The sequence below is a fragment of the Marivivens sp. LCG002 genome (assembly GCF_030264275.1).
Taxonomy (GTDB): domain Bacteria; phylum Pseudomonadota; class Alphaproteobacteria; order Rhodobacterales; family Rhodobacteraceae; genus Marivivens.
The window spans coordinates 432,121-453,599 of sequence record NZ_CP127165.1 but is presented as its reverse complement, the minus strand read 5'-3'; the positions used below and the strand labels follow the sequence as shown (position 1 = coordinate 453,599).

The following is a 21,479-nucleotide window of genomic DNA, read 5'->3' as shown; positions in this document are numbered from 1 at the left end:
TGCGGGGCCGATAATGACCCCGCCCGTCTCGATCAGAAGTTTCCAAAGCCGCGTTCGTCGCGGTCACTGTTGCGAAGTCCGCTGTTCACAGCTTTCTTCACTGGGGCAGCACCTGCGCTGTTTGCGGCAATCATGTGCTGGATTTGTGCGAGGAGTTCGGGGGAAAGGTTCTCGAACCCCTGCGGGACCGAGGCAGTGCGGCTGATTTGGCGCAGGCGGAAGCGTGCGATCTCGTTGGTCACGCTCTCAGTCGACGCCTGCATCTGGGCCGCGCTTGCCGCGAGCTCATCTGCCTGCTGGCTTGTGACCAGAGCGGATTTGGCGATTTCACTAACCGCGACGTTGATCTGGGCGACACCGCGCGACTGCTCTTCCGAAGCGGTAGCGATATCGTTCACCAGAGTGCGGACCTTTTCGATATCGTCGGCAATCGACGTAAAGGCGTGGCTGGTTTCGTCAGCGATCCGTACACCGACCTGAACACGGCTGGTTGCGCTGTCGATGAGTTCCGACGTCTCACGCGCGGCTTTGGCCGAGCGGCCTGCAAGGTTGCGCACTTCCTGCGCCACGACGGCGAATCCACGGCCATGCTGACCTGCACGTGCTGCTTCGACAGCCGCGTTAAGTGCCAGAAGGTTGGTCTGGAAGGCGATTTCGTCGATGACCTTGATAATCTTGGCGATGTCCTGCGAGGAGGCGCGGATACCGTCCATGGCCTTGACCATTTCTTCGATCTTGCCCTTGCCGTCGGTCGCCATGTCCGACGCGCTTACCACGAGGTCGCGTGCGCTATTGGCAGCGGTTGCATTCGAACGCACTTGGCTTTCGGTTTCTTCGGTCGAAGACGAAACCTCGTCCACCGAGCTCGACTGGATTTGCGAGTTCGAGGCGAGCGACTGCGAGGCCTGGGTCATCTGGCTCACGGTTGCAGCGATCTGGTCGATCTGTGATCGCACAGTTCCGAACGAGCTGTTCAAGCCGGTAAATGCGCTTTCAAATGCGCGCATCACATCACCAAAGGCGCCCGAGTATTTGCCTACGTTGACCTGCGTATCGAGACGACCATCGACGATGGCGTTGGACAGCGTATCAACTTCTTCCACAACCTCGTTCACTGCGGTGATGATGCTGCCCATCGTACGAAGAACGTTAGAGAACGCACCCGAGTAGCGGCTGGGATCAATCTCGATGTCGAGATCACCGACCGCGATCGAGGCCGCGATGGAGTCGATTTCGCCTGTTACACCTTTGAGGTTCGCACGCACGGCTTCCATAGCGTCATTGATAAAGGCTTTTTTGCGCGGGAATTGTTCAAGATGTGCCTCAAGGTTGCCCTTGGCAAGCTCGGTCACGAAAGCGATTGCTTTCTTCTTGGTTTCGATGTGTCCACCGACCATTTCGTTCACGCTGCTCACGACTTCCGAGTATTCTTTGCGGAATACGGACGGATCAGCGAAAACATCGATATCGCCAAGGTCATGAGACTTTGCCATGTCCTTGATGGATTTCATCAGCATCGCAACTTCAGCCGCATCATTGCGAAGGTTGGCACGCACAGCTTCCATGGCTTCGTTGATGAAAGCTTTCTTGCGCGGGAAGGACTCCAGCTCGGCGTCATAATTGCCCTTGGCAAGCTCGGCCGCGAAGTTGATCGCCTTTTTCTTGGTTTCGATGTGCGACTGAACCATGCCGTTGATTGACTCGACGACACCTTTGAACGCGCCTTGGAAATCTTCGGCGTCAATGAAATCGTCTATGTCTCCCGCATCGTGAGCAGTTGACATTTCTTCTAGTCTGCGGAAGAGGCGCTCGCCTTCTTTGATCTGGCGAACGGCGGCAGTGTTATCGAGCCATTCAACGATTACAGCGGTCTTGACGTTGTTCTCGTCGAATACGGGCGTTGCAATCCAGTTGAAATGATAGCCCCCAACGGTAAGGCTGCCATTTGCGCGCTTAGTGAGTTCGGTGATCATACGACGCTGATGCGCGGGATTCTTGTGGAAAATGTCCACATTGGTCCCGACAAGCGAACTAGCCGAAAAAGTCGGAAGATCGGCGCGAATGCGATCCTGAGCTTCCGTGAACATCGCCGTCGCGGCTTCGTTCACGTAGCGGATATTCATATCAGTATCTGCGATGGTAATCGGTGTTCCGAGTGCACGATATGCATCGATCACCCCAAATCCCGGCAGCACCGAAATGTCTTTGGAATTATTCTGGCTAGTCACGTCTTTGGTCCTTTCGAGCATGTCCGTCTCTGGCGAGGCGAGTTCTATGGTTGGTTGAGACTTGCGGGGGCGCCCCGCTCTTCTCTTGGGTTTCTGCTGCTCAGCTTCGCCTTCGGTTCGGGCATCAGGGTCTTGCAAATCTGGGGCCATTTCCGGCGTTTCTTTGACGATCCTGTCGATCGGATCATTTTCGGCTTGGCCACTCGACCCCGCGCGGGGCTTTTGCGGTTTGGGCATTCAATTGGTCCTTCTCTTGGTGTCTTCGGATCGCTTCTTCATTCATCAAGAACGGCAGTTGCGTTCGCTTTGTAATTACCGGCCCAAAAATCTTGGAACGGATCGCGTTTTTTTGGCCTTCCCCGACCGTCAGAACCCGTTCAGTCCAAGAAAAGAGGCAGGTGATCCCACCTGATCCCTGCATTTTCCTGTGCACGGGGTTCGGGTCATGGGCCATTCTCGGCATTAGGCCGCTGCGATATCTTTTGGCAGGTTGATGTCGCTGTCGGAGACCAGCACGCTCGTATCCAGAAGGATCGAGACCCGCTCGCCCGACTTGCCGATCCCCGAGATGACCGACTTACCGCCTTTGCCGAACTGGCTGTTGCTGTCGACATTCGCTGGCGGGATTTCGAGCACTTCGCTCACGCCGTCTACGATCAGACCGATCAGCGCGTCCGCCACATCCATCACGATGACAACGGTGCGGTCGTCATAAGCGCGCTCGGGCATGCCGAAACGCAAACGAGCGTCCATAAGCGGAATGACCTTGCCGCGCAGGTTGATCACGCCTTTGATATAATGGGGCATATCAGGCACGGACATGATCCGCTGCATACCGACGATTTCCGTCACAACGCCGATGCCGACGCCGTATTCTTCGTTGGCGAGCGCAAATGTGAGATACATATCATCGACATTGTCGCTGTCTGCGAACGCGCCATCCATGGCACGGGCAGACGCGCCCTTCATCGTGTCGTCGCTGAATTCTGCTGCTTGAGACATGGTGGTTTCCTCTTGCTTAGGTAAGACTGGGGTTCGAGCGCACGGGCGTTGCCGATATTGCCTCGATCATGGCTTTGGGGATGGAGTCGAGCGGCAGGATGCTCTCTGCCGCGCCGACTTGGGCGGCGGCTTGCGGCATGCCGTAGACCACACAGGTTTTTTCATTCTGGGCAAAAGTGCGCCCACCATTCTGGCGGATGCGGAGCATGCCCTGCGCACCGTCACGGCCCATGCCTGTCAGAATGGCGGCCGAGCAATAGCGGCCCGCTTCCTTGGCAACGGACTCGAACAGCACATCGACAGAGGGGCGCGAATAACAGACGGGATCGCCCGCGACGAGCTGCACGCGATAACCCGTCTGGGTGCGCACGATCTTCATGTGCTTTTCACCACCGGGCGCGATCAGGATTTGACCTTTTTGGACAAGATCCCCATCGCGTGCTTCGTTCACCCGCATCTGGCAAAGCGTGTCGAGACGCGTTGCAAATGAATGGGTGAAGCCCTCGGGCATGTGCTGACAAATCACGATCCCTGGGGACTCTGCGGGAAAGAACGGGAGGATACGGGTCAGTGCCTGAATGCCACCCGTCGAAGAGCCGAGCGCAAAGATCCAAGAATGCGGAATGCGATTGGGAAGCTGGATACCACTCGACGTCGAAGGGGTCACAAGAACCGACGGGCGCGTCGTTCCGGGCTTGGCCGAAGCCGCCTGACGGATGCGCACGCAAATATCCTGCATCATACTCGCAAGACCTGCGGTGGTTCCCGCCGAGGGTTTCGCGATGATGTCCACGGCGCCTGCTTCCATTGCCTGAATGGTGGCGCGGCTGTTGACGTTGGTGGTCGAAGAAATGACCACCGTCGGCACAGGATTCTGCCGCATATAGGTGCGCATGAACGTCAAACCGTCCATGTTCGGCATTTCCAGATCCAGCGTGATGACGTCGGGACGCAAACGGTCCAACATGTCGCGGGCTTGCTCGCCGTTGGTGGCGTAGCCTACGACTTCGAGGCGGTCATCCTGTTGAATACCCATGGCGATAACCCGCCGGATCATGGCCGAGTCATCGACGATCAACACTCTGATCTTGCTGTCGCGCGTCGGCATTACATCGGCCTCCTGCTGATCGAAGTGCCCATATTGGTCCAGCGCGCCGTAAGGTCGCGCACGTTTTCCGTCACCGACGTAATGAGCCACCCGCCGGGTTCGGTGACCTGATAGATCGCGTCGAGCGTCCCTTTTTGATCAGGAATATCAAAGTAGTAGAGAATATTCCGACACAGGGTCACGTGAAACGGATGCTTGAACGGATAGGGCGTCGTCTTGAGGTTCAAGCGACGGAACGTGCACCGATCACGCAAATTCTGGATGACCTGATATTGGTCCATTCCGACAGGGCGGAAGTATTTGGCAATGATCTCTTTGGGGACGTTTTCAAGCTGACGCTGGCTAAAGACCCCTTGCTCAGCGCGTGCAACCACGGGGGCACTGATGTCTGTCCCAAGGATGGAAACACGGCGCAACGCATCAAGACCGAGCGCCTCGGCAATGATGATGGCGATGGTATAGGCTTCGTCGCCTGTGGAGCATGCGGCGCTCCAGATACGGATTTCATCGCGGTTTTTCAAAGTCGGCAGGATGTCATCCCGAAACCGATCGAGTACTTCCATTTCGCGAAAGAAATAGGTGTGGTTGGTCGACGCCGCATGCATGACCGCAAGTTGCAGATCGTGTTCATTGGCATCGCGAAGACGGTTCGCCATATCCGTAAGACGATCGATCCCGAAAGCGCGCTGGACCCGCGAAAGACGCTGCGCCAAAAGATCCTTTTTCTGGTCGGAATAATGGATACCGCAGCGCTGGTTGAGCCAGCTTCGGATTTGCTCGAAGCCGACTTCTTCATAAACGATCATTTGGCCGATCCCTCTGCAAGACGTTCGCAGTCGAGCACCAGCGCGACCTCACCCGTTCCCAAGAGCGCGCAACCAAAGCTCGCACGCACCGAGGAGAGCCGCCCGACGAGCGGCTTCATCACGACCTGCTGGCGGTCGAGCACTTCGTCAACCGGCACAGCAATCGTGCCCGTTGCCGTTTTGAAGACAACGAGGATATTGGGAACCTCACCGTCGTAATGCGGATCGGGTTCATTGAAAAACTTGTCGAGACGGATGATCGGGATCATCTCGCCGCGCAGACGGAACATCTCGCGTTTGCCCTCGGCCGAGATGTTCATCATCTCGTCTGCACTCGGACGCGCGATTTCGTTGACGACATCGATCGGCACCGCAAAGAGATGCCGCCCCATACGCAGGATGATGCAGTCCAGAAACGCCAACGACACCGGAATAAAGAGGCACACTTTGGTGCCCTTGCCCGCTTCGGAGTCGACGGTGATGCGGCCGCGCAGCGCGCTCATGGTCGAATTGAGAACATCCATCCCCACACCGCGCCCCGACAGGTTACTGACGGTTTCGGCGGTCGAGAACCCGGGCTGGAAAATAACGCGCCACAGGGTTGAGGGTTCAGGCTCTTCTTCGGGACCGAAGAGACCGCGCTCACGTGCGCGTTTGAGGATTTTTTCGCGGTTGAGGCCCCGCCCGTCGTCTTCAACGACAATGCGGACCTCGGAGCCGATCTGGGAGGCTGCGAGGCGGATCAATCCGCGTTCATCCTTACCGGCTTCGATCCTTTCAGGCGTGGTTTCGAGCCCGTGGTCTGCAGAATTGCGGATCACGTGAAGCAGCGGGTCATAGAGCCGATCCGCAACCAGTTTATCAATGGCCGTGTCACCACCTTCGATCGTCAATTCGATCTTTTTGCCCGTTTGACGTTCAAGTTCGCGCACCATGCGGCGCAACCGCTTGAACACATCATCCATCGGGACAAGGCGCAATTCGGTCGCAACGTCCTGAACCTCGCGCACAATCATCGTGAGGCGATGGACGGCTGCATCAAAAGACGTCAGATCAAGCCCCTGAAGATCAGGAGAGTGCACCGTCTCGGAAACGCTCAACGACAATTCGCCGACAAGATCCATCAAACGGCTGATTTTGTCGGACGACACACGGACGAGACCGGAATCCGTAGCGCTTGCGGCTTCAGCTTGCGCGCTCATAGACGGCCCCCTTTCCGTTCAAATTGTTTTTGTCGTGTTGCGGCATGCGACACACTTGTCCTCGAATAGTTTTGCTTGGGCAGTGCAAGGAGCGGGCCAACTAAATCAGGCCGCTTCGTCCTCGCCACGTTCGTAATTGTAAATGCAAACACCATCGAAGCCGGTCGACTTGAAGAGGAACGTCTTCTTCATAGAGTCCAGAAAGCCGCCATGTTTTTTCTCGAATGCTTTGAGTTCGGCAATCGCACCGAAAAACACATTGATTGAAACGTCCCCTTCCTTGCTGATCAAAACATTCAAGCCAGAAAGGTTGCAGCTCGGGATCGCATTGCCGAGAGCCTCGATGACGAATGGCGCCGCAATTTGAGCCGCGTCGAGGTCCGGAAACTTTAGGTGGTATGTTTTAGAAAGCATGTTTGCCGTATCCTTTGCTTATCACGCGACTTGGAACGGCTCACTCTTGAGGAATGTGACATATACGAAAGTATGGTTTTAAAAAAACGAGCGCAAAACCCTCTTATCACGCCCGAAATAACCATTTGATTTTCGACGATTTCCTCAGGGAGTAGGCTTATATCCACAGGAAGCAAGCGCCTTCTCGAAAGAGGTGTCAGAAATTCGTTGTCCGACAATGACGAAAGTCCGACAGCGCCGTTTTCCCGACCAGTTCTCCGCTCCTCGTCTGCCTTATCGACATCGGCATCCCTTATTTTAGGGCGCTTCAGAAATATTTTTACGGGGCGCGCAGACTTGGCACGACTCCTGCCTCTCTGATCGTGAATACCAAACGGAGTGACACCGATGCCCCAAGTTCTGATCAACGCTGCCGACTTTGCTGCTGCAAACCTTCTGGCCGACCTTCTCGAACGTCGACGTGTTTCTCTTGCCGCTTCGGGTGAAACCGCCGAGGTCTATGTCGCCTCCGCCGCATATGAACAGGCCTGCGGCGGCGCGCGCCCCTTGCTTGACGCAGCGCGTGCAGCGGGCGCGAAAAGCGTCGCCATCATCACCGAGAACGCCCCCCACGCTGGAAAAAGCCAGGAACTCGGCGGCAAGCTTGTGCGTCTGTCGGTTCCTGCACCCAAAAGCGCGTCGGTCCGTGACGCTTCGGTGGTCATGATGGCAAACGCCGTCGGCGCGCTGGTCGGTGCCATGGCCTGCGGCGACAAATCCACGGGCGCCCTGGTCGACATGGCCAAGCGCGTTGCCCGCACCGATGTCACAGTCTTTATCAACGGTCCCACGGGGTCGGGCAAAGAAGTTCTCGCCCGTCAGGTCCACACCGCCTCGCGCCGCAAAGACGCGCCCTTTATCGCGATCAACTGTGCTGCGATCCCCGAGAACATGCTCGAAGCGATTTTGTTCGGTCATGAAAAAGGCGCTTTCACAGGGGCAGCCGCGAACAACAAAGGGATCATTCGCGCAGCAGACGGCGGCACGCTTCTTCTTGATGAAATCTCGGAAATGCCGATGGGGCTTCAGTCCAAGCTCCTCCGCGTTCTTCAGGAGCGCACCGTCACCCCGATCGGAAGCCAGTCCGAAGTGCCTGTCGACATCCGCATCATCGCAACCTCGAACCGCGACATGCCCAAAGAGGTTCAGGAGCGCCGCTTCCGCGAAGACCTGTTCTATCGTCTGAATGTCTTCCCTCTTGCGACCAAACCGTTGAACGAGCGCAAGGAAGACATCCCCGTTCTCGCTGCGACCTTGATCGAGCGCCACATCGAAAGCGGCCAGCCGATCGTAACCCTGTCCGAAGAAGCACTGGCCGCGCTTATGGCACACAACTGGCCCGGCAACGTGCGCGAACTCGAAAACGTCATGCAGCGGGCGCTCGTGCTCTGTAACGGCACGGAGATTGCAGCAGAAGACTTGATCATCGACGCGGGCGACTGCCTCGCGCTCACGGAACTTGCGGAAGTCGTCTAAGGAATTAGCCCATGTCCATCACGAGTGTTGGAAATATCGGCGCAAGCTATCAGGTCCTGAGCACCCATCAAAAGGAAGCGCCCAAGCCCGAGCTCAAACCCGAAGGTCCCAGTTTCGGCGACCGCATGACCGATGCCGTGCAGGACCTTAACGCATCGCAAGCAAAGGCACGCGAAAGCGCCTTCGCCTATGAAGTCGGTGCTGAGACGGATCTCGCTGCCGTGATGGTGAACCAACAGGTGGCTTCGCTCTCGATGCAACTCGCTCTGAACGTCCGCAACAAGGCACTCGGGGCCTATCGCGACATCATGAACATGCCGGTTTGATGACCGAATAACGCAGGAATACCATGTCAGTTACTTCGACCAACACATCAGGCAAACCGCCCTCGGCGCTCAATCAGGCCACCAACGCCCTAAGTCAGGTGTTCGTGTTCACGCGCCAGCCCGCGTTCCAGCGCGCGCTCCCTGCCGTGCTGATTACCGTGATCTTGGTTCTGGGCTTTTTGGCGTGGAGTTTTCTGGGCGAACCCGCTCGCAAAACGCTCTATCCCGGAATGGCCGAAGCGGAAAAGGCAATGGTCGTCGAGACTTTGACCGCTGCAGGCATCGACGCCGTGATCGACAGTTCGACAGGCGAAGTTGCGGTTGCGAGCAACGATTTCTATAAAGCGCGCATGACGCTTGCCTCTGCGGGCCTGCCTTCCAATGTGCCCGCAGGAAGCGATGTTCTCTCCGAGCTGCAAATGGGAACCTCTCGCTCGGTCGAAGCCGCCCGTCTGAGGCAGGCCCAAGAGATCGACCTTGCGCGGTCGATCACCGAAATTGCCTCGGTTGCTGCCGCACGTGTCCATCTTGCGCTTCCCGAACGGTCCGCTTTTTTGCGCGATACCCAGCCCCCCCGCGCTTCGGTGTTCGTCCAGCTTGCCCAAGGCCGTTCGCTCGACAGTGGGCAGATCGAAGCCATCGTGAACCTCGTATCCTCGTCTGTCAGCGGAATGGCACGGCAGGATGTGACCATCGTCGACCAGATGGGGCGTCTGCTTTCCCGCGGCTCGGATGATGCGGGTATGGTCCTCAATGACCGTGAACTCGAACACCGCGTCACCGTAGAGCGGCTCTATCGCAACCGGATCGAAGCATTGGTCGCGCCGATTGTCGGCCCCGACAACCTTTCGGTTCAGGTCACTGTCGACATGGACTTCACGCGTTCGGAAACCATTCAGGAACTGGTTGATCCCGCGCAGGTCGCTGTTCTCTCCGAAGCCGAGCAACTGTCTGAATCCTCGGCCCAAGGCGCACGCGGCATCCCGGGAGCGATCACCAACACCCCGCCCCCCGATCCCGTCCTTCAGGACGGCACCGCCACCACCACCACGACGGAAACCGCTTCGGGCAACCGCAGCAGCTCGACCACCAAGAACTATGAAGTCAGCCGCACCCGCGTAAACACCCAAGCGCCGACCGCCCAAGTCACCAAGATCAGCGCCGCAATTCTTGTGCGCGCACCACAAGAGGGCGCGGACACAACCGCCCTGACCGACACACTCAAAGAGCTTGCGCAAACCGCCATCGGTTTCGACGACAGCCGCGGCGACAGCGTGACCGTAATGGCCCAGCCCTTTGTCGCCGCCGAGATTGCCGCTCCTTCCGCGATTTCCTCTTGGACATGGCTGCCCGACGTCATCCGTCAGGTCGCAATCGTTCTCGTGCTCGGTGTGATTGCGCTTGGTGTCGTGCGCCCGATCCTTGACCGTGTGCTCGTCCCCGTGAGCCAGACCCTTCAATCCGACCCGGGCTTCAAGCATGCGACAATCGAAGTCGGCGAAGGCGAGAGCCTCAGCGATCTGCAAAAGCGTCTGAACACCCGCAGGGGTGAACTCACCCGCAGTGCGATGGGATCAAACGTCCCGCGTGACGAGAAATTCGCCGTGATCCGTCAGATGGCTGAGGAAGACCCCGCACGGATTGCGAATATCCTCCATCGCATGATGGCGGAAGAACTTGATCAAGTTACCTAATGGCCCAAGCGATGTCCCAGATTCAGATCACAAAAACACAGCGCGCTGCCGTTCTCATGATGCTCTTCGGCGAGAAATCCGCTGCGGAAATCCTTAAAAACCTTGCACCGCGTGAGGTGCAGCATCTCGGGGCCGCCATGTATCAGGTTTCAGGTGTCGACAACGGCACGCTCGATACCATCATCGAGGAATTCCTGAGCGACCTGAACAACGAAACGGGGATCGGGATCGGGGCCTCTTCCTATGTCCGCCAGATCATGACCGATGCGTTGGGCGAGGACAAAGCCCAATCCGTTCTGAGCCGGATCAATCCGGGAAACACCGAAAAGCCGATCGAAATTCTCGACTGGATGGATGCACGCGGGATCGCAGAGCTCGTCGCCGACGAGCATCCCCAGATCATTTCTCTTGTTGTGGCCTGTCTCGACTATGGTCTTGCCGCAGAGGTGCTTTCGCTTCTGCCCGAAGAGATACAGCCCGACATCGTCAACAGGATCGCAAGCCTCAATACGGTCCAGCCCGAGCCGCTCCGCGATCTCGAACAGGTGATGCAGCGCAAGTTCAAACAATCCTCGACCATGCGCGCGAGCCAGATCGGCGGCATCAAGGCCGCTGCTCGTATCCTCAACTTTACCAAACAGGATATGGAACAGCGCATTCAGGCGAACCTGCGCAAGATCGACAAAGATCTCATGCAGTCGATCGAAGACAATATGTTCGTCTTCGACAACCTCATCAAATCCGATGACCGCTCTATGCAGACACTCATGCGCGAAGTGGAAACCGAGCTTCTGGTTCTGGCACTCAAGGGCGCGGAAGAAGCGCTCCGCGACAAGCTCCTTGGATGTATGTCCACTCGGGCCGCCGCGAACATCCGCGACGAGATGGACGCCATGGGCCCCGTCAGGCTGACCGAAGTGCAAGAGGCGCAAAAGCAGATCATCGCAGTGGCCCGCCGTCTGGCCGATGCAGGCACCATCGTGCTCGCCGGTCGCGGCGGCGAACAAATGGTGTAAGTCATGAGAGATCCGAACGCCAAAGCCATCTCACCTGCGGACATCATCGAATTGATCCGCAAGAACACGGACAAAGGTTTCACCGGACGCGACTTCTCGGCCGCGATCCAGTATTCCAATGTCTTTTCGGATAACTCGATCACGCGCGGGGCGACACGCCTCGACCCGGAACCTGCCAATGATGTCCAAGAGCAGGAAGAACCGATCGTTCAGGGCGTGAGCCTTGAAGAACTCGAGGCACAGATCGCTGCCGCGAAAGATGCGGGCTATGCTGCGGGCTATGCGGATGCGACCGTCCAGCTTGACGCCAAGAACGCCGAACTCAACGCAAGTCTGGAACAGGCGCGCAATACTTTCCTGTCGCTTGCGCATCGGCTCCGTGATGTGCACCACGACGAGGGCGCAGCCCTCAGCCATGTGATCGAAACCGCTGTTCTCGCGCTCGTTCGGGATCGCATTTCGGCGCAGATCGAAGAATTTCCGAAAGCCTTTTCCGACCGTGTTTCCGAACTCGCCCGACGCATCACAAGCGGAGTCGAGGATGTGAAAATCCGTCTCAACCCCGATGACCTCGGCTTGATCCAAGAGCAGATCGCGAACAACGACCTTCTCAGCGAAGCGGTGATCAAGGCCGATCCCGAGCTTGGGCGGGGCGATGTGGTGATCAGCTCCGGTTCGCTTCGGATTGAAGACATTCTCACGCTGAAGAAACCGGGCGCATGAACCCGATCCTCGAACATATCGGCCGCGATCTGGCCAATGTAACCGCGCTTCCTGCGCGGATTACGGGGCGTGTTTTGCGCTATGACGGGCTCATCCTTGAAACGTCGGGCTTTCCCGCGACGCCGGGCGCGCTCTGCGAGATCGACACCGAAGACGGCTCGAAGGTCCAAGGCGAAGTCATCGGCTTCGCAGATGGTCGGAACATGCTGTTTCTCGATCAACCCAATGCCCCGATTGTCGCTGGAGCGAACGTCCGCATCCGAAGCGGCGGACGAATGGCGGGCGTGGGAGAGGCTCTTTTAGGCCGCGTGATCGACGCCGAAGGCGGCCCGCTCGACGGTCGCCCGCGCCCGATGACGACGGATGAATGGCCACTTATGGGCAAACCGCTCAATCCTCTTGCGCGACACGCGGTGGACAAGCCGCTCGATGTCGGGGTGCGGATCATCAATGCCGCGTTGACCATCGGTCAGGGCCAACGGGTCGGGATCGTCGCAGGCTCTGGCGTCGGTAAATCGGTGCTCATCGAAATGATGGCCAAAAACACCGAAGCCGAAGTGGTTGTAGTCGGTCTTATCGGCGAACGCGGCCGCGAAGTGGGCGCTTTTGCCCGTTCCATCATGACGGGACCCGCAGCCGAGAAACTCTGTATGGTCGCTGTGCCTGCCGACCGCTCGCCGCTTCTTCGTCTGCGTGCTGCGCGGCGGGCCACCGCGATTGCCGAGTATTTCCGCGACAAGGGCAAGCAGGTTCTGCTCATCATGGACTCGCTCACCCGCGTAGCCCACGCCCAGCGCGAGATCGGACTTGCCTTGGGGGAACAACCTACGGCCAAAGGCTATCCGCCGTCTGTCGTCTCACTCATTCCCAACCTCTTGGAACGCGCAGGTCCGGGCGAAGGTCATCAGGGGGCCATCACCGCTCTTTACACCGTTTTGGCCGATGGCGACGACACCACGAACGATCCCGTTGTCGACACCGCGCGCGCGATCCTCGACGGGCACTTTGTGCTCTCGCGCAGACAAACCCAGATGGGCATCTATCCTGCGATCGATCTTCCCCAATCGGTCAGCCGGGTCATTTCCGACGTGGCCGATCCGAAACACCAGCGTGCCGCAATGCGCCTGCGCCAACTGATTTCTCTCTATATGGACAACCGCGATCTGATGCTCATGGGCGGCTATGTCCAAGGTCAGGACGCAGACCTCGATACAGCGGTCCGTCTTTGGCCGCGCATCACGGCGCTGATCTCGCAATCCGCGAAGGAAGCATCGCCCTTTTCGCAGAGCATCGCCGACCTTTACGGAGCGCTTGAAATCGAATGAGCCGAAAGAAAAGTGACCTCTATCATTTGATGGCGCGCAAAGAGACCGCCCAACGCGCCGGCATCCTGAACGAGACCGCGCGACTGACCCAAGCGCATCTCCAAGCCGAGATGTTGAACGAGAAACTGCGCGAGCTGCTGAATGATCGGATGCCCAAGGGTGTTCTTCTTGCTGCTGATCTTCGGAGCAGTCAGGTTCTCACGGGCAAGATCGCGACCGAAGCTACAAAGTCGCGGGAAAAGGTCGAGAAACTGGCGCAGGACCTCGCCGAGGCCAGAGGCGAATTGGCCAAACGCGAGCACAAGAAACGCATTCTCGAGGATGCTGCGCTTGCCGCAAAGCGTGACGAGGCAGAAGACGCCGAGAAACGCGCAGCAAGTGCCGCCCCACAAATTCGACGCCGATAGGCGGGTTGGCATCCTCTTTGCAGGTGCAAAGCAGACAAGACAAAAAAGAGCGTAACCATGGAACAGATTTCCTCCTCTGACTCCCCGATGGTGCCTGTCCACAAAACGGACAAGGCAGCCAAGGCGTCCAAGGCTGCTCTGAATTCCGGCGCTTTTGATGCGCTCTTTGCGGGAATGGCGGTCAAGGCCAAAGGGGGCGAAGCTCCGGTCAAGGCCGATGCGCTGACGCCCCAAGACGGGCTTTCACCTGATATGCTCGCACATTTGAGTGCGCCCAAAATCAAAGCGAAATTGCTGGCCCCGAAGGACGAAGCCCCCAAAGCGAAAACGGTCGAGCCGACCGAGAGCGAGCCTGTTTTCGCCGAGGTCATGCCTCTGCCTGTGCCGCTCGAAGTCGCCCAGACCCCGAATGTCACGGTTGCAACGCCGCACGAAGGTCCTGTTGGAGAAACCGCCGTGCGTGAGACAGTGGTGCAGGTATCGAAGAACGCAGCCACGGTAGCAACCGTCGCCGAGGCGCTTTCGCCCGAAGCAAGCGAAGCCTTTGACCCCGTAGCCGCAATGCCTGAGGCAACGGTTACGGTTTCCGAGGTCGCTCCCACCCGTAACGCTGAAGCTGCGGACCCGATCGTTCAGGACCAACCGACTGCGCAAGTCCAACCGACCACCGAACAGGCCCAGCCCCGCCCTGTCGCCGAAGCGCCCGCCAAATCGGTGCAACAGACCGCCCCGATCGCAACAATGGTGGTTTCGGAGTTGCGCTCCGCGCGCGCCCAAAAGATCGACGCACCCGCCCCGATGCGCATGGAAAAGGCGGCCCTAAACGTCACCGAAGAGACACCAACGCAAACAAAGCCCAAGGCGCGACCGTCCGAAAGCTTTGGCCCCACGCTAGCCCGCGTGTCCCCGATCGCTCAGCAGGTCGTCGCCCAGCCGCAGTTTGTGATCCCGCAAGAGGCCAAGCCGACCGCGCCTTTGCCCACCGATGCGGGAGCAGCTTCGTTGGCGACACCAAGCGGCGCAACGGTTCAGACCTTTGATACCGACGCCCCCAACGCGAACGCCCAAGACCTTCCCGTTCTTGATACGCGGGCCGAAGACTGGCTCGAGACCCTGAGCGAAATGGTGGATGGCGTTTATCAGGACGGAACCCAAGAGATCGAGCTTGCCCTGACGCCAGAGACACTCGGCGATCTTCGCATCCGCATTGAGATGGATGATGGCGCAGCACAAGTGACGATCATCACTGACAATGCCGAAGCTTCCAAGCTCTTCAACCAGAACGAAACCCAGTTGGCGGATCTTTTGCAGCAGCGCGGTCTCTCGCTCGGCCAGCACGCCGCAGGTGAACGCCGTGAGCAACAACAGCAAGGGCAAACCGCCAACAATCAAGCCAAGGCCGATAAAGTGCCCGAGCAATCGACCGTAAATCAACTCGAGACGCGCCATGACGGCCGCCTGAATATTGTGGCCTAGGGATAAACACCAATGTCTGACGTAAACACCGACGCCCCAAAGAAACCCGGCATCCTGAGCAAAATCATCAAGCTCGTCGTGCGCCTTGTCGTCGCTGCCGTTCTGGTTGGCGCTGGCTTCGGGGGCGGCTATTTCTATTTTGCGAACCCGCTTTCGCCTTCGCAGAGCATGCTGACGCTTTTGGCAGAGGAGCAGGCCGCGAAAGAAGCAGAGGGCGAGGCGACCGAAGGCGAAGTCGGGCCCAAAAAGATTCCCAAAACGCTTCCGGAAACCGAGCTTTTCCAGACAAGCTATTACGAGATGGAAGACGCGCTGACCACGAATCTCAAGGACTCGCGGCGGTTTCTCCAGATCGGGGTCAGCATGTCGACGCAATACGATCAGGCCGTCATCGACAACGTGCAGACGCACAAACTCGCGATCCGCTCGGATATCCTCGGCGTGATCGGCAGCTTTACCGAAGCCGATATCGAAGGCGCGGTCGGCCGCGAGAACCTTGCCCTTGCGATCCGCGACGTGATCAACAAGCGTCTGGAGCAACTCGAAGGCTTTGGCGGCATCGAAGACGTGTTCTTCTCGACCTTTGTTCTGCAATAGGACCCGAATTCAAAATGAAATCGCCTCGCAAACTCTCATCCAACGAAGTCGCCGCACTTGTCGGCGGCCTCATGGATATGGACTTCGACAGCGAGTCCAGCGCAGACGGCATCAAGTATCGTTCCTATTCCTTCGGCTCCGACGACGTATCGCTGCTTGGCGAGTTCTATGCGCTCCGGATGATCAACGACCGCTTTTGCCGCATCGCGCGATCAGTTTTCATGCCCATGCTGAGGGTCCAGCCCCGCATTTCATCCTTCCCGCCCGAAATCCGGACCTTTGACGACTATCGCGACAGCCAAGATGCCTTTCTCAGCCTGACCAACAGCCGCATCGAAGAGCTTCGCGGGAACAAGCTGATCCTCATTCCGCCTTCCTTCATCTCGCTTCTGACCGATAGCTATTACGGCGGAAATATCCGCAACCATCCGGGGCGACGTAGTGAATTCACCGCGACCGAACAACGGGTCATCGAAATTGTGACGGATGGTCTCATCCGTTCGCTCCAACTGGCGTGGCGCGATCTCATGCAGCTCAATTTCACGTTGGTGAGCCGCGAAGAGAACCTCCAGTTCGCCGCCTTTGTGGACGGCGAGGACATGATCGTGAACTGCTCGTTCATGGTCCAATTGCCCGACGCGGAACCAGCCAGTTTCGACATCATTTATCCGCTGCAAACGCTCAAACCTATTTCATCACAGTTGCGCTCGCGGATGCAGTCCGACTTTGTTGCCGATGACAAATCCTGGCGGGAAAGACTAACTCGCGCGATCCTGTCGATCCCGCTTCACGTCACCGCGCAACTGGCGGAACCCGCGATCAACTTGCGGCAGCTCAAGAGCCTGACGGATGGGGACATCGTGCCCGTCCATCTTAATGACCGTGTCGAGCTTCGCGTCGAGGGCATCCCCTTTTGGGAGGCCGCTCCGGGTGAATTGGCGGGTAAATCCGCCGTGAACCTTTCGCGCAAGCTCCACCCCACGCAAAGCCGAGTAGGAAAATCCAATGGATGAAAACGACGACGTCGTTCTGACCCAAAAGAGCGCAGACAGTCTCAAGCTTCTCGAAAGCATCGAGGTCAAGTTGACCGTCGAAGTGGGCCGCACAGAGTTGACCATCCGCGACTTGTTGCGCCTGTCCGAGGGGTCTGTCGTCGAACTTGACCGACTTGCCGGCGATCCGCTCGACGTTCTGGTGAACGGCACCGCAATCGCCAAAGGCGAAGTGGTCGTCGTCGGTGAACGCTTCGGCATTCGTGTGGCCGAAATCATCGACCCCGAGAAACGCGCCGAAAGCATATAAGCAACTGGCATGTTTCATGCACGCAATGGGCAGATTGAACCAAAAGGTTACTGCCCATGGATTTCGTTCACGCGGATCAAATTCTGACACTGGCCCTTTTTCTCGGGCTTCTTTTTGCACTCTGGGGCTTTGCGCGTTTTCGCGGCAAGGGCCTTGCGCGGACGATGCGCGCTGGCAAGCGTATCATTTTGCAAGAAGTGACGGCCCTCTCGCCCTCTGATCGCGGCATGATCGTCGCCGTGGACGGCAAAGAGTTCTTTGTCATCCACTCCAAAGGCAACGCGCCGGTTCTTGTTGCCCTCGACCACAAGGAGGCCGCAGAATGAAGCGCCTCGCTCTCGGTCTTGCGCTGATCCTGCTAAGCTCTCCTGCGGTGGCCCAAGGCCTTCCCGCACTCAATCTGTCCGATGGCCCCGACGGAACGACCTATTCGCTCTCGCTCCAGATTCTGGTGCTGATGACTGCGATCACCGTTCTGCCTTCGCTGGTTTTGGGCATGTCGGCCTTTACGCGGATCATCATCGTACTCTCGATCCTGCGTCAGGCTTTGGGCACCCAGCAAACACCGCCGAACCAGGTGCTCATCGCATTGGCGCTGTTCCTAACGTTCTTCATCATGCAGCCGACCCTTGGAGCACTCTATTCGGACGCTTTGGGTCCCTATTTCGACGGCGCCATGTCGGCGGACCGGGCGCTCGAACTCGGCGGCGGGATCATCAAGGGCTTTCTGGTCGAAAACACGCGTCAGAACGATCTCATGATGTTTGCCGACCTTGCCCAGAGCGGACCATACGAAAGCCCGGACGACGTCCCGTTTTCGGTCCTCCTTCCGTCGTTCATGACGTCGGAACTCAAGACCGCATTCCAGATCGGCTTTCTCCTGTTCTTGCCGTTTCTGGTGATCGACATGGTGATCGCATCGATCCTGATGTCTCTCGGCATGATGATGCTTTCGCCCGTTCTGGTGTCGCTCCCCTTCAAACTTTTGCTCTTTGTGCTCGTCGATGGCTGGGCACTTACCGTCGGCTCGCTTGCCGCCACCTACGGAGGTCTCTGATATGGAATTCGACACCAATATCGAACATTTGCGATTGGCCTACTGGAACATCCTTCTGACCGCGGGTCCCGTCCTGATCGTGGCTTTGATCGTCGGTCTGATCGTCGGCATTCTTCAGGCAGCCACTTCGGTCAACGAACAGACGCTGAGTTTTGTCCCCAAGCTCGGCATCGTCATGCTCACCATGGCCCTTGCCTCTGGGTTCATGCTGACAACCATGACCGATTACTTCGCCTTTGTTTTCGAAACCATCGCGACACTGAGATGATCGAACTGGCGGACAACTCAATCCTTCCCGGAATCGGTGTGACCGAGATCACCGGTTGGATGACCGCATTTTTCTTCCTCAGCCTGAGGATCGGGGCCTTTATCCTTGCCTCTCCGGGGTTCGGCGGACGCTTTGTGCCGCTTCCCGTGCGCATCGTCGCCACGATGGTTCTTGCCGTGGCATTGGTGGGACGGGTCGAGACGCCAAGCTTTACCAGCCTCGCCGACCTGAGCGCCCTGACACTCATTATGAACGAACTGATGCTCGGGCTTGCGGCAGGTCTTGTGATGATGATCCTTTTCGGAGCGGCGCAGCTTGCCGGCGACCGTATTGCCAATACCGCAGGTCTCGGCTTTGCCGCGCAGTTCGACCCGACCGCAGGGGGACAGACACCCGTGCTTGCGCAGCTTTTCGCTCTTTTGCTGCTCATGATCTATATCGGGACCGACAGCCATCTGGCGGCATTCCGCATCGTTTTCGACAGCTACGAGACGATCCCCCTCGGCACATTGGTGTCCCCTGCGCGCTATCTCTGGGCGGGGATCGAAGCGGGCGGCGCTCTCTTTATCCTCGGGATGAAGGTGATGCTCCCTGTCGTGGCGATGCTCCTGCTTTTGAACGTCACTATCGGGGTGATCACCCGCTCTGCACCGCAATTGAACATCTTCTCGTTCGGCTTTCCGCTGACGATGACGGCGACCTTCATCCTTCTCTATCTCACCGTTCCGGGTGCCGCGCGCGCGCTCGAGGCGCTTGTTTTCGAGGCGCTCGACCTCGTCGTCGCGCTCTTTACGGAGGCGGCAAATGGCTGAGAACGAAGACGGTCAGGAAAAAACCGACGAGCCGACCCCGCGGCGCAAGGAACAGGCCCGAGAAGACGGCAAAGTCGTCACCTCCAAAGAAGTTTTCGTTTTTGCGTCGATGGCGGTGGGCACGTTGATGATCGTGATCACCATCCCGTTCCTGACGGACATCGCAGCGGTCTGGGCCAGCTATCTCGATTTCGAAAGAGCCGCTGATCTGGACAGCTTCATGCTTCACCAACTCGGCGAGGCGTGGCGTCACCTTCTTTTGATCGGTCTGGCAAGTGCCTTGCCCATCGGTCTCACGGTTCTGGGCGTTCAGGCTGCTATGGGCGGGCTTCAGTTCGCGCCCAAGGCGCTGGGGTTCAAATTCGAAAAACTGAACCCTGGAAAAGGATTGGCCCGTATGGTCTCCAAACAGGCTTTGGTGGACCTGGGCAAAGCGGTGATCAAAGTGCTCTTGCTCGGCGCTTTGGCATGGTCGGTGTTGCTCGGAATGATGCCACGCATCGACACGCTTTGGGCGGATGGCGCTGGCACGGCGCTCAGCGTGATCTTTTCGGACATCACGTGGCTTCTGGCAGCGATGACCATCGGACTTGCCGCAATCGGCGGGATCGACCTTGTCTGGCAAATCAGAAGCCTGAACGAAAGCCTCATGATGACCAAGCAAGAGGTCAAAGAGGAAATGAAGGACCAGAACGGATCGCCCGAACTCAAGGGTAAAATCCGTCAGAAACAGTTCGAAGCCTCGCAGCGCGGCGCAAAACAGCGCGGTGCGCTCGATCAGGTTCCGCACGCCACCGCCGTCGTGACCAACCCGCAGCACTTTGCCGTCGCGATGCGTTACGTGCATGGGGAAATGGATGCCCCCGTCGTGCTCGCCTCGGGCAAAGGACCGATCGCACAAGAGATCAAGCGAAGAGCCAAAGAAGCCAGGGTCCAGACGATCGAGCTGCCGCCGCTCGCGCGTGCGCTCTATTTCACCACCGAAATCGGGAACGAGGTAGACCCGCGTCTCTATGCAGCGGTCGCCGCGCTCCTGAGCCACGTCTACCTTTTGGATCGCGGCGAGCTGCCCGATCTGCCCGACATTATCCTCCCCGAAGAGCTCCGCTTCGACGAGTTCGGTAACAAGGAGAACCGCTAAATGGTCAAACACAGCCAGCGCCGCTCCACAGGCGATATGATCTCGACGATCTGCTTTGCGGGTATGTCTGCAAAATTCACTTTCGACGCGCTCGGTTGGGAGGGCGGTCCGCTCGGGCTTGTCTTGATCATCGCTTCGGCGGTCGCCTGTTTCCTCGCCGCACTTCGGTTTCGGCTTCAGGCGCTGATTGACGTCTTCAAACGCTGAAATTGGCACAGTTTTTGCCGTTAACGTCTCGATAGAGAATGGGAGCCAGACATGAGCGCCAAACGTGCTCGCAAGAGCGACAAAGACGAACCTGAAATCATCGACGATACCGTGTCCGATCCCGAAGCGGGTGAAGCGACACTTCAGGAATGCATTCAACGGGCGCTCGATGCGGCTCGGATGGCGGATGACGCAGCAGAAGACATCGATGCGATGCGGATCTCGAACGAGGCCGTGATCAAAGCGATGGAAGTCAGCCAGAAGCGCACCTCCTACCTTGCAATCGGTGCAGCAGTCGGCGCGGTCGTTGCAACCGCTCTTTCGGGGCTGGTGTATTTCCGGTCGGTCGGGGACCTTCGCGAAGCGGGCCTGATCCAGGCGGAAACGATGAAAGCGCTGGCCGAGCAAACGCTGGCGCTTCAGGATGTCGTCACGGCGGCAGGCGAAGACAACAAAGCCCTTGCCGACAAGATGGACACGTTCCAGAGCACGATGATGGACGATCTCAATGCGCTGGTCTCTGAATCCGCTTCGATGCAACCGCAAATCGCCTCGGCGATCCAGACCCACACAGAAGAGTCCATTCTGGCACTCAAGGACGAGTTGATCGCAGTTGTGAACGATCTTGATATGTCGCTGACCCAAGTCATGGCCGAAAACATCGCCAGAGCACCAAGCGGCGAAGGTTTGTCGCCCGAACTCATCCAGATCTTGAGCGAGATAAAATCCCAGCTTGCGGCCCGTCCCACGCAGACCGCAGCCTCGGCGTCCACGACCCGCCGCGCCAATACTTCATCGAGCCGTCCTGCATCGCGCCCTGCGGCAGAACCCAATCCCTTTACCTTCCCGTAAG

24 protein-coding genes are annotated in these 21,479 nt (G+C 58.1%); 18 read left to right on the top strand and 6 right to left on the bottom strand.

What is annotated here, in order from left to right; all coding sequences use genetic code 11:
* Nucleotides 1-32 precede the first annotated feature (32 nt).
* The 6 genes from QQG91_RS02325 to QQG91_RS02300 form a co-directional block, all read right to left on the bottom strand.
* A complete protein-coding gene (locus tag QQG91_RS02325; protein ID WP_285771373.1) occupies nucleotides 33-2,465 on the bottom strand; it encodes a methyl-accepting chemotaxis protein in 2,433 nt (810 codons plus the stop codon).
* A gap of 225 nt (nucleotides 2,466-2,690) precedes the next feature.
* Nucleotides 2,691-3,230 carry a chemotaxis protein CheW gene (locus tag QQG91_RS02320; protein WP_285771372.1) on the bottom strand — a complete coding sequence of 180 codons (540 nt, stop codon included), beginning with the start codon at nucleotides 3,228-3,230 and terminating at the stop codon, nucleotides 2,691-2,693.
* Between the two features lie 16 nt (nucleotides 3,231-3,246).
* Entirely contained in the window at nucleotides 3,247-4,338 is a 1,092-nt protein-coding gene (locus QQG91_RS02315; protein ID WP_285771371.1) for a protein-glutamate methylesterase/protein-glutamine glutaminase, read from the bottom strand.
* On the bottom strand, nucleotides 4,338-5,144 hold the full coding sequence (locus tag QQG91_RS02310) for a CheR family methyltransferase (protein WP_285771370.1): 807 nt from the start codon (nucleotides 5,142-5,144) through the stop codon (nucleotides 4,338-4,340). Before QQG91_RS02310 ends, QQG91_RS02315 begins: the two co-directional genes overlap by 1 nt.
* On the bottom strand, nucleotides 5,141-6,346 hold the full coding sequence (locus tag QQG91_RS02305) for a chemotaxis protein CheA (RefSeq protein ID WP_285771369.1): 1,206 nt from the start codon (nucleotides 6,344-6,346) through the stop codon (nucleotides 5,141-5,143). Before QQG91_RS02305 ends, QQG91_RS02310 begins: the two co-directional genes overlap by 4 nt.
* A 105-nt stretch (nucleotides 6,347-6,451) precedes the next feature.
* Nucleotides 6,452-6,760 carry a hypothetical protein gene (locus QQG91_RS02300; protein WP_285771368.1) on the bottom strand — a complete coding sequence of 103 codons (309 nt, stop codon included), beginning with the start codon at nucleotides 6,758-6,760 and terminating at the stop codon, nucleotides 6,452-6,454.
* 387 nt (nucleotides 6,761-7,147) lie between these two features.
* Between QQG91_RS02300 and QQG91_RS02295 the strand changes: the two genes are divergently transcribed.
* From QQG91_RS02295 to QQG91_RS02210, 18 genes are read left to right on the top strand one after another with little or no spacing between them, the layout of a single operon-like run.
* Nucleotides 7,148-8,275: a sigma-54 interaction domain-containing protein gene (locus QQG91_RS02295; RefSeq protein ID WP_285771367.1), complete on the top strand. Its 1,128-nt coding sequence runs from the start codon at nucleotides 7,148-7,150 to the stop codon at nucleotides 8,273-8,275.
* A gap of 11 nt (nucleotides 8,276-8,286) precedes the next feature.
* Complete coding sequence (gene fliE, locus QQG91_RS02290) at nucleotides 8,287-8,601, top strand: flagellar hook-basal body complex protein FliE (protein ID WP_285771366.1); 315 nt, start codon at nucleotides 8,287-8,289, stop codon at nucleotides 8,599-8,601.
* Nucleotides 8,602-8,624: 23 nt separating this feature from the next.
* Nucleotides 8,625-10,295, top strand: a complete 1,671-nt coding sequence (fliF, locus tag QQG91_RS02285; protein ID WP_285771365.1) for a flagellar basal-body MS-ring/collar protein FliF — start codon at nucleotides 8,625-8,627, stop codon at nucleotides 10,293-10,295.
* 11 nt (nucleotides 10,296-10,306) lie between these two features.
* Complete coding sequence (gene fliG / locus QQG91_RS02280) at nucleotides 10,307-11,311, top strand: flagellar motor switch protein FliG (protein WP_285771364.1); 1,005 nt, start codon at nucleotides 10,307-10,309, stop codon at nucleotides 11,309-11,311.
* A 3-nt stretch (nucleotides 11,312-11,314) separates the two neighbouring features.
* Nucleotides 11,315-12,034 carry a FliH/SctL family protein gene (locus tag QQG91_RS02275; RefSeq protein ID WP_285771363.1) on the top strand — a complete coding sequence of 240 codons (720 nt, stop codon included), beginning with the start codon at nucleotides 11,315-11,317 and terminating at the stop codon, nucleotides 12,032-12,034.
* The gene (locus QQG91_RS02270; RefSeq protein WP_285771362.1) at nucleotides 12,031-13,359 is read left to right on the top strand and encodes a FliI/YscN family ATPase; all 1,329 of its coding nucleotides are present in this window, start codon (nucleotides 12,031-12,033) and stop codon (nucleotides 13,357-13,359) included. The genes QQG91_RS02275 and QQG91_RS02270 overlap by 4 nt, the downstream gene beginning before the upstream one ends.
* On the top strand, nucleotides 13,356-13,766 hold the full coding sequence (locus tag QQG91_RS02265) for a hypothetical protein (protein ID WP_285771361.1): 411 nt from the start codon (nucleotides 13,356-13,358) through the stop codon (nucleotides 13,764-13,766). Before QQG91_RS02270 ends, QQG91_RS02265 begins: the two co-directional genes overlap by 4 nt.
* Nucleotides 13,767-13,823: 57 nt before the next feature.
* The gene (locus tag QQG91_RS02260) at nucleotides 13,824-15,242 is read left to right on the top strand and encodes a flagellar hook-length control protein FliK (RefSeq protein WP_285771360.1); all 1,419 of its coding nucleotides are present in this window, start codon (nucleotides 13,824-13,826) and stop codon (nucleotides 15,240-15,242) included.
* Nucleotides 15,243-15,254: 12 nt separating this feature from the next.
* Nucleotides 15,255-15,839, top strand: coding sequence for a flagellar basal body-associated FliL family protein (locus QQG91_RS02255; protein WP_285771359.1), 585 nt, complete (start codon nucleotides 15,255-15,257; stop codon nucleotides 15,837-15,839).
* Nucleotides 15,840-15,853: 14 nt separating this feature from the next.
* Nucleotides 15,854-16,852: a flagellar motor switch protein FliM gene (gene fliM, locus QQG91_RS02250; protein ID WP_285771358.1), complete on the top strand. Its 999-nt coding sequence runs from the start codon at nucleotides 15,854-15,856 to the stop codon at nucleotides 16,850-16,852.
* The gene (gene fliN / locus QQG91_RS02245; RefSeq protein WP_352232111.1) at nucleotides 16,845-17,141 is read left to right on the top strand and encodes a flagellar motor switch protein FliN; all 297 of its coding nucleotides are present in this window, start codon (nucleotides 16,845-16,847) and stop codon (nucleotides 17,139-17,141) included. The genes fliM and fliN overlap by 8 nt, the downstream gene beginning before the upstream one ends.
* A 56-nt stretch (nucleotides 17,142-17,197) precedes the next feature.
* A complete protein-coding gene (locus QQG91_RS02240; RefSeq protein WP_285771357.1) occupies nucleotides 17,198-17,467 on the top strand; it encodes a flagellar assembly protein FliO in 270 nt (89 codons plus the stop codon).
* Complete coding sequence (gene fliP, locus QQG91_RS02235) at nucleotides 17,464-18,198, top strand: flagellar type III secretion system pore protein FliP (RefSeq protein ID WP_285771356.1); 735 nt, start codon at nucleotides 17,464-17,466, stop codon at nucleotides 18,196-18,198. Before QQG91_RS02240 ends, fliP begins: the two co-directional genes overlap by 4 nt.
* Before the next feature lies 1 nt (nucleotide 18,199).
* Nucleotides 18,200-18,466 (top strand): flagellar biosynthesis protein FliQ, encoded by a 267-nt coding sequence (fliQ, locus tag QQG91_RS02230; RefSeq protein WP_285771355.1) that lies wholly within the window; start codon nucleotides 18,200-18,202, stop codon nucleotides 18,464-18,466.
* On the top strand, nucleotides 18,463-19,278 hold the full coding sequence (fliR, locus tag QQG91_RS02225; protein WP_285771354.1) for a flagellar biosynthetic protein FliR: 816 nt from the start codon (nucleotides 18,463-18,465) through the stop codon (nucleotides 19,276-19,278). Before fliQ ends, fliR begins: the two co-directional genes overlap by 4 nt.
* Nucleotides 19,271-20,419 carry an EscU/YscU/HrcU family type III secretion system export apparatus switch protein gene (locus QQG91_RS02220; RefSeq protein WP_285771353.1) on the top strand — a complete coding sequence of 383 codons (1,149 nt, stop codon included), beginning with the start codon at nucleotides 19,271-19,273 and terminating at the stop codon, nucleotides 20,417-20,419. The genes fliR and QQG91_RS02220 overlap by 8 nt, the downstream gene beginning before the upstream one ends.
* Nucleotides 20,420-20,626 (top strand): hypothetical protein, encoded by a 207-nt coding sequence (locus QQG91_RS02215; protein ID WP_285771352.1) that lies wholly within the window; start codon nucleotides 20,420-20,422, stop codon nucleotides 20,624-20,626.
* 51 nt (nucleotides 20,627-20,677) lie between these two features.
* A complete protein-coding gene (locus tag QQG91_RS02210; RefSeq protein ID WP_285771351.1) occupies nucleotides 20,678-21,478 on the top strand; it encodes a hypothetical protein in 801 nt (266 codons plus the stop codon).
* The last annotated feature ends 1 nt before the right edge of the window (nucleotide 21,479 follow it).

What these genes read in the sequence shown, in the direction of transcription:
- QQG91_RS02210 (WP_285771351.1), top strand. Translation starts at nt 20,678, where the DNA reads ATGAGCGCCAAACGTGCTCGCAAGAGCGACAAAGACGAACCTGAAATC.
- QQG91_RS02300 (WP_285771368.1), bottom strand. Translation starts at nt 6,760, where the DNA reads ATGCTTTCTAAAACATACCACCTAAAGTTTCCGGACCTCGACGCGGCT.
- QQG91_RS02255 (WP_285771359.1), top strand. Translation starts at nt 15,255, where the DNA reads ATGTCTGACGTAAACACCGACGCCCCAAAGAAACCCGGCATCCTGAGC.
- fliQ (WP_285771355.1), top strand. Translation starts at nt 18,200, where the DNA reads ATGGAATTCGACACCAATATCGAACATTTGCGATTGGCCTACTGGAAC.
- QQG91_RS02310 (WP_285771370.1), bottom strand. Translation starts at nt 5,144, where the DNA reads ATGATCGTTTATGAAGAAGTCGGCTTCGAGCAAATCCGAAGCTGGCTC.
- QQG91_RS02215 (WP_285771352.1), top strand. Translation starts at nt 20,420, where the DNA reads ATGGTCAAACACAGCCAGCGCCGCTCCACAGGCGATATGATCTCGACG.
- fliN (WP_352232111.1), top strand. Translation starts at nt 16,845, where the DNA reads ATGGATGAAAACGACGACGTCGTTCTGACCCAAAAGAGCGCAGACAGT.
- QQG91_RS02240 (WP_285771357.1), top strand. Translation starts at nt 17,198, where the DNA reads ATGGATTTCGTTCACGCGGATCAAATTCTGACACTGGCCCTTTTTCTC.
- QQG91_RS02265 (WP_285771361.1), top strand. Translation starts at nt 13,356, where the DNA reads ATGAGCCGAAAGAAAAGTGACCTCTATCATTTGATGGCGCGCAAAGAG.
- fliR (WP_285771354.1), top strand. Translation starts at nt 18,463, where the DNA reads ATGATCGAACTGGCGGACAACTCAATCCTTCCCGGAATCGGTGTGACC.
- QQG91_RS02315 (WP_285771371.1), bottom strand. Translation starts at nt 4,338, where the DNA reads ATGCCGACGCGCGACAGCAAGATCAGAGTGTTGATCGTCGATGACTCG.
- fliG (WP_285771364.1), top strand. Translation starts at nt 10,307, where the DNA reads ATGTCCCAGATTCAGATCACAAAAACACAGCGCGCTGCCGTTCTCATG.
- QQG91_RS02305 (WP_285771369.1), bottom strand. Translation starts at nt 6,346, where the DNA reads ATGAGCGCGCAAGCTGAAGCCGCAAGCGCTACGGATTCCGGTCTCGTC.
- fliM (WP_285771358.1), top strand. Translation starts at nt 15,854, where the DNA reads ATGAAATCGCCTCGCAAACTCTCATCCAACGAAGTCGCCGCACTTGTC.
- QQG91_RS02220 (WP_285771353.1), top strand. Translation starts at nt 19,271, where the DNA reads ATGGCTGAGAACGAAGACGGTCAGGAAAAAACCGACGAGCCGACCCCG.
- QQG91_RS02325 (WP_285771373.1), bottom strand. Translation starts at nt 2,465, where the DNA reads ATGCCCAAACCGCAAAAGCCCCGCGCGGGGTCGAGTGGCCAAGCCGAA.
- QQG91_RS02270 (WP_285771362.1), top strand. Translation starts at nt 12,031, where the DNA reads ATGAACCCGATCCTCGAACATATCGGCCGCGATCTGGCCAATGTAACC.
- fliF (WP_285771365.1), top strand. Translation starts at nt 8,625, where the DNA reads ATGTCAGTTACTTCGACCAACACATCAGGCAAACCGCCCTCGGCGCTC.
- fliP (WP_285771356.1), top strand. Translation starts at nt 17,464, where the DNA reads ATGAAGCGCCTCGCTCTCGGTCTTGCGCTGATCCTGCTAAGCTCTCCT.
- QQG91_RS02295 (WP_285771367.1), top strand. Translation starts at nt 7,148, where the DNA reads ATGCCCCAAGTTCTGATCAACGCTGCCGACTTTGCTGCTGCAAACCTT.
- fliE (WP_285771366.1), top strand. Translation starts at nt 8,287, where the DNA reads ATGTCCATCACGAGTGTTGGAAATATCGGCGCAAGCTATCAGGTCCTG.
- QQG91_RS02275 (WP_285771363.1), top strand. Translation starts at nt 11,315, where the DNA reads ATGAGAGATCCGAACGCCAAAGCCATCTCACCTGCGGACATCATCGAA.
- QQG91_RS02320 (WP_285771372.1), bottom strand. Translation starts at nt 3,230, where the DNA reads ATGTCTCAAGCAGCAGAATTCAGCGACGACACGATGAAGGGCGCGTCT.
- QQG91_RS02260 (WP_285771360.1), top strand. Translation starts at nt 13,824, where the DNA reads ATGGAACAGATTTCCTCCTCTGACTCCCCGATGGTGCCTGTCCACAAA.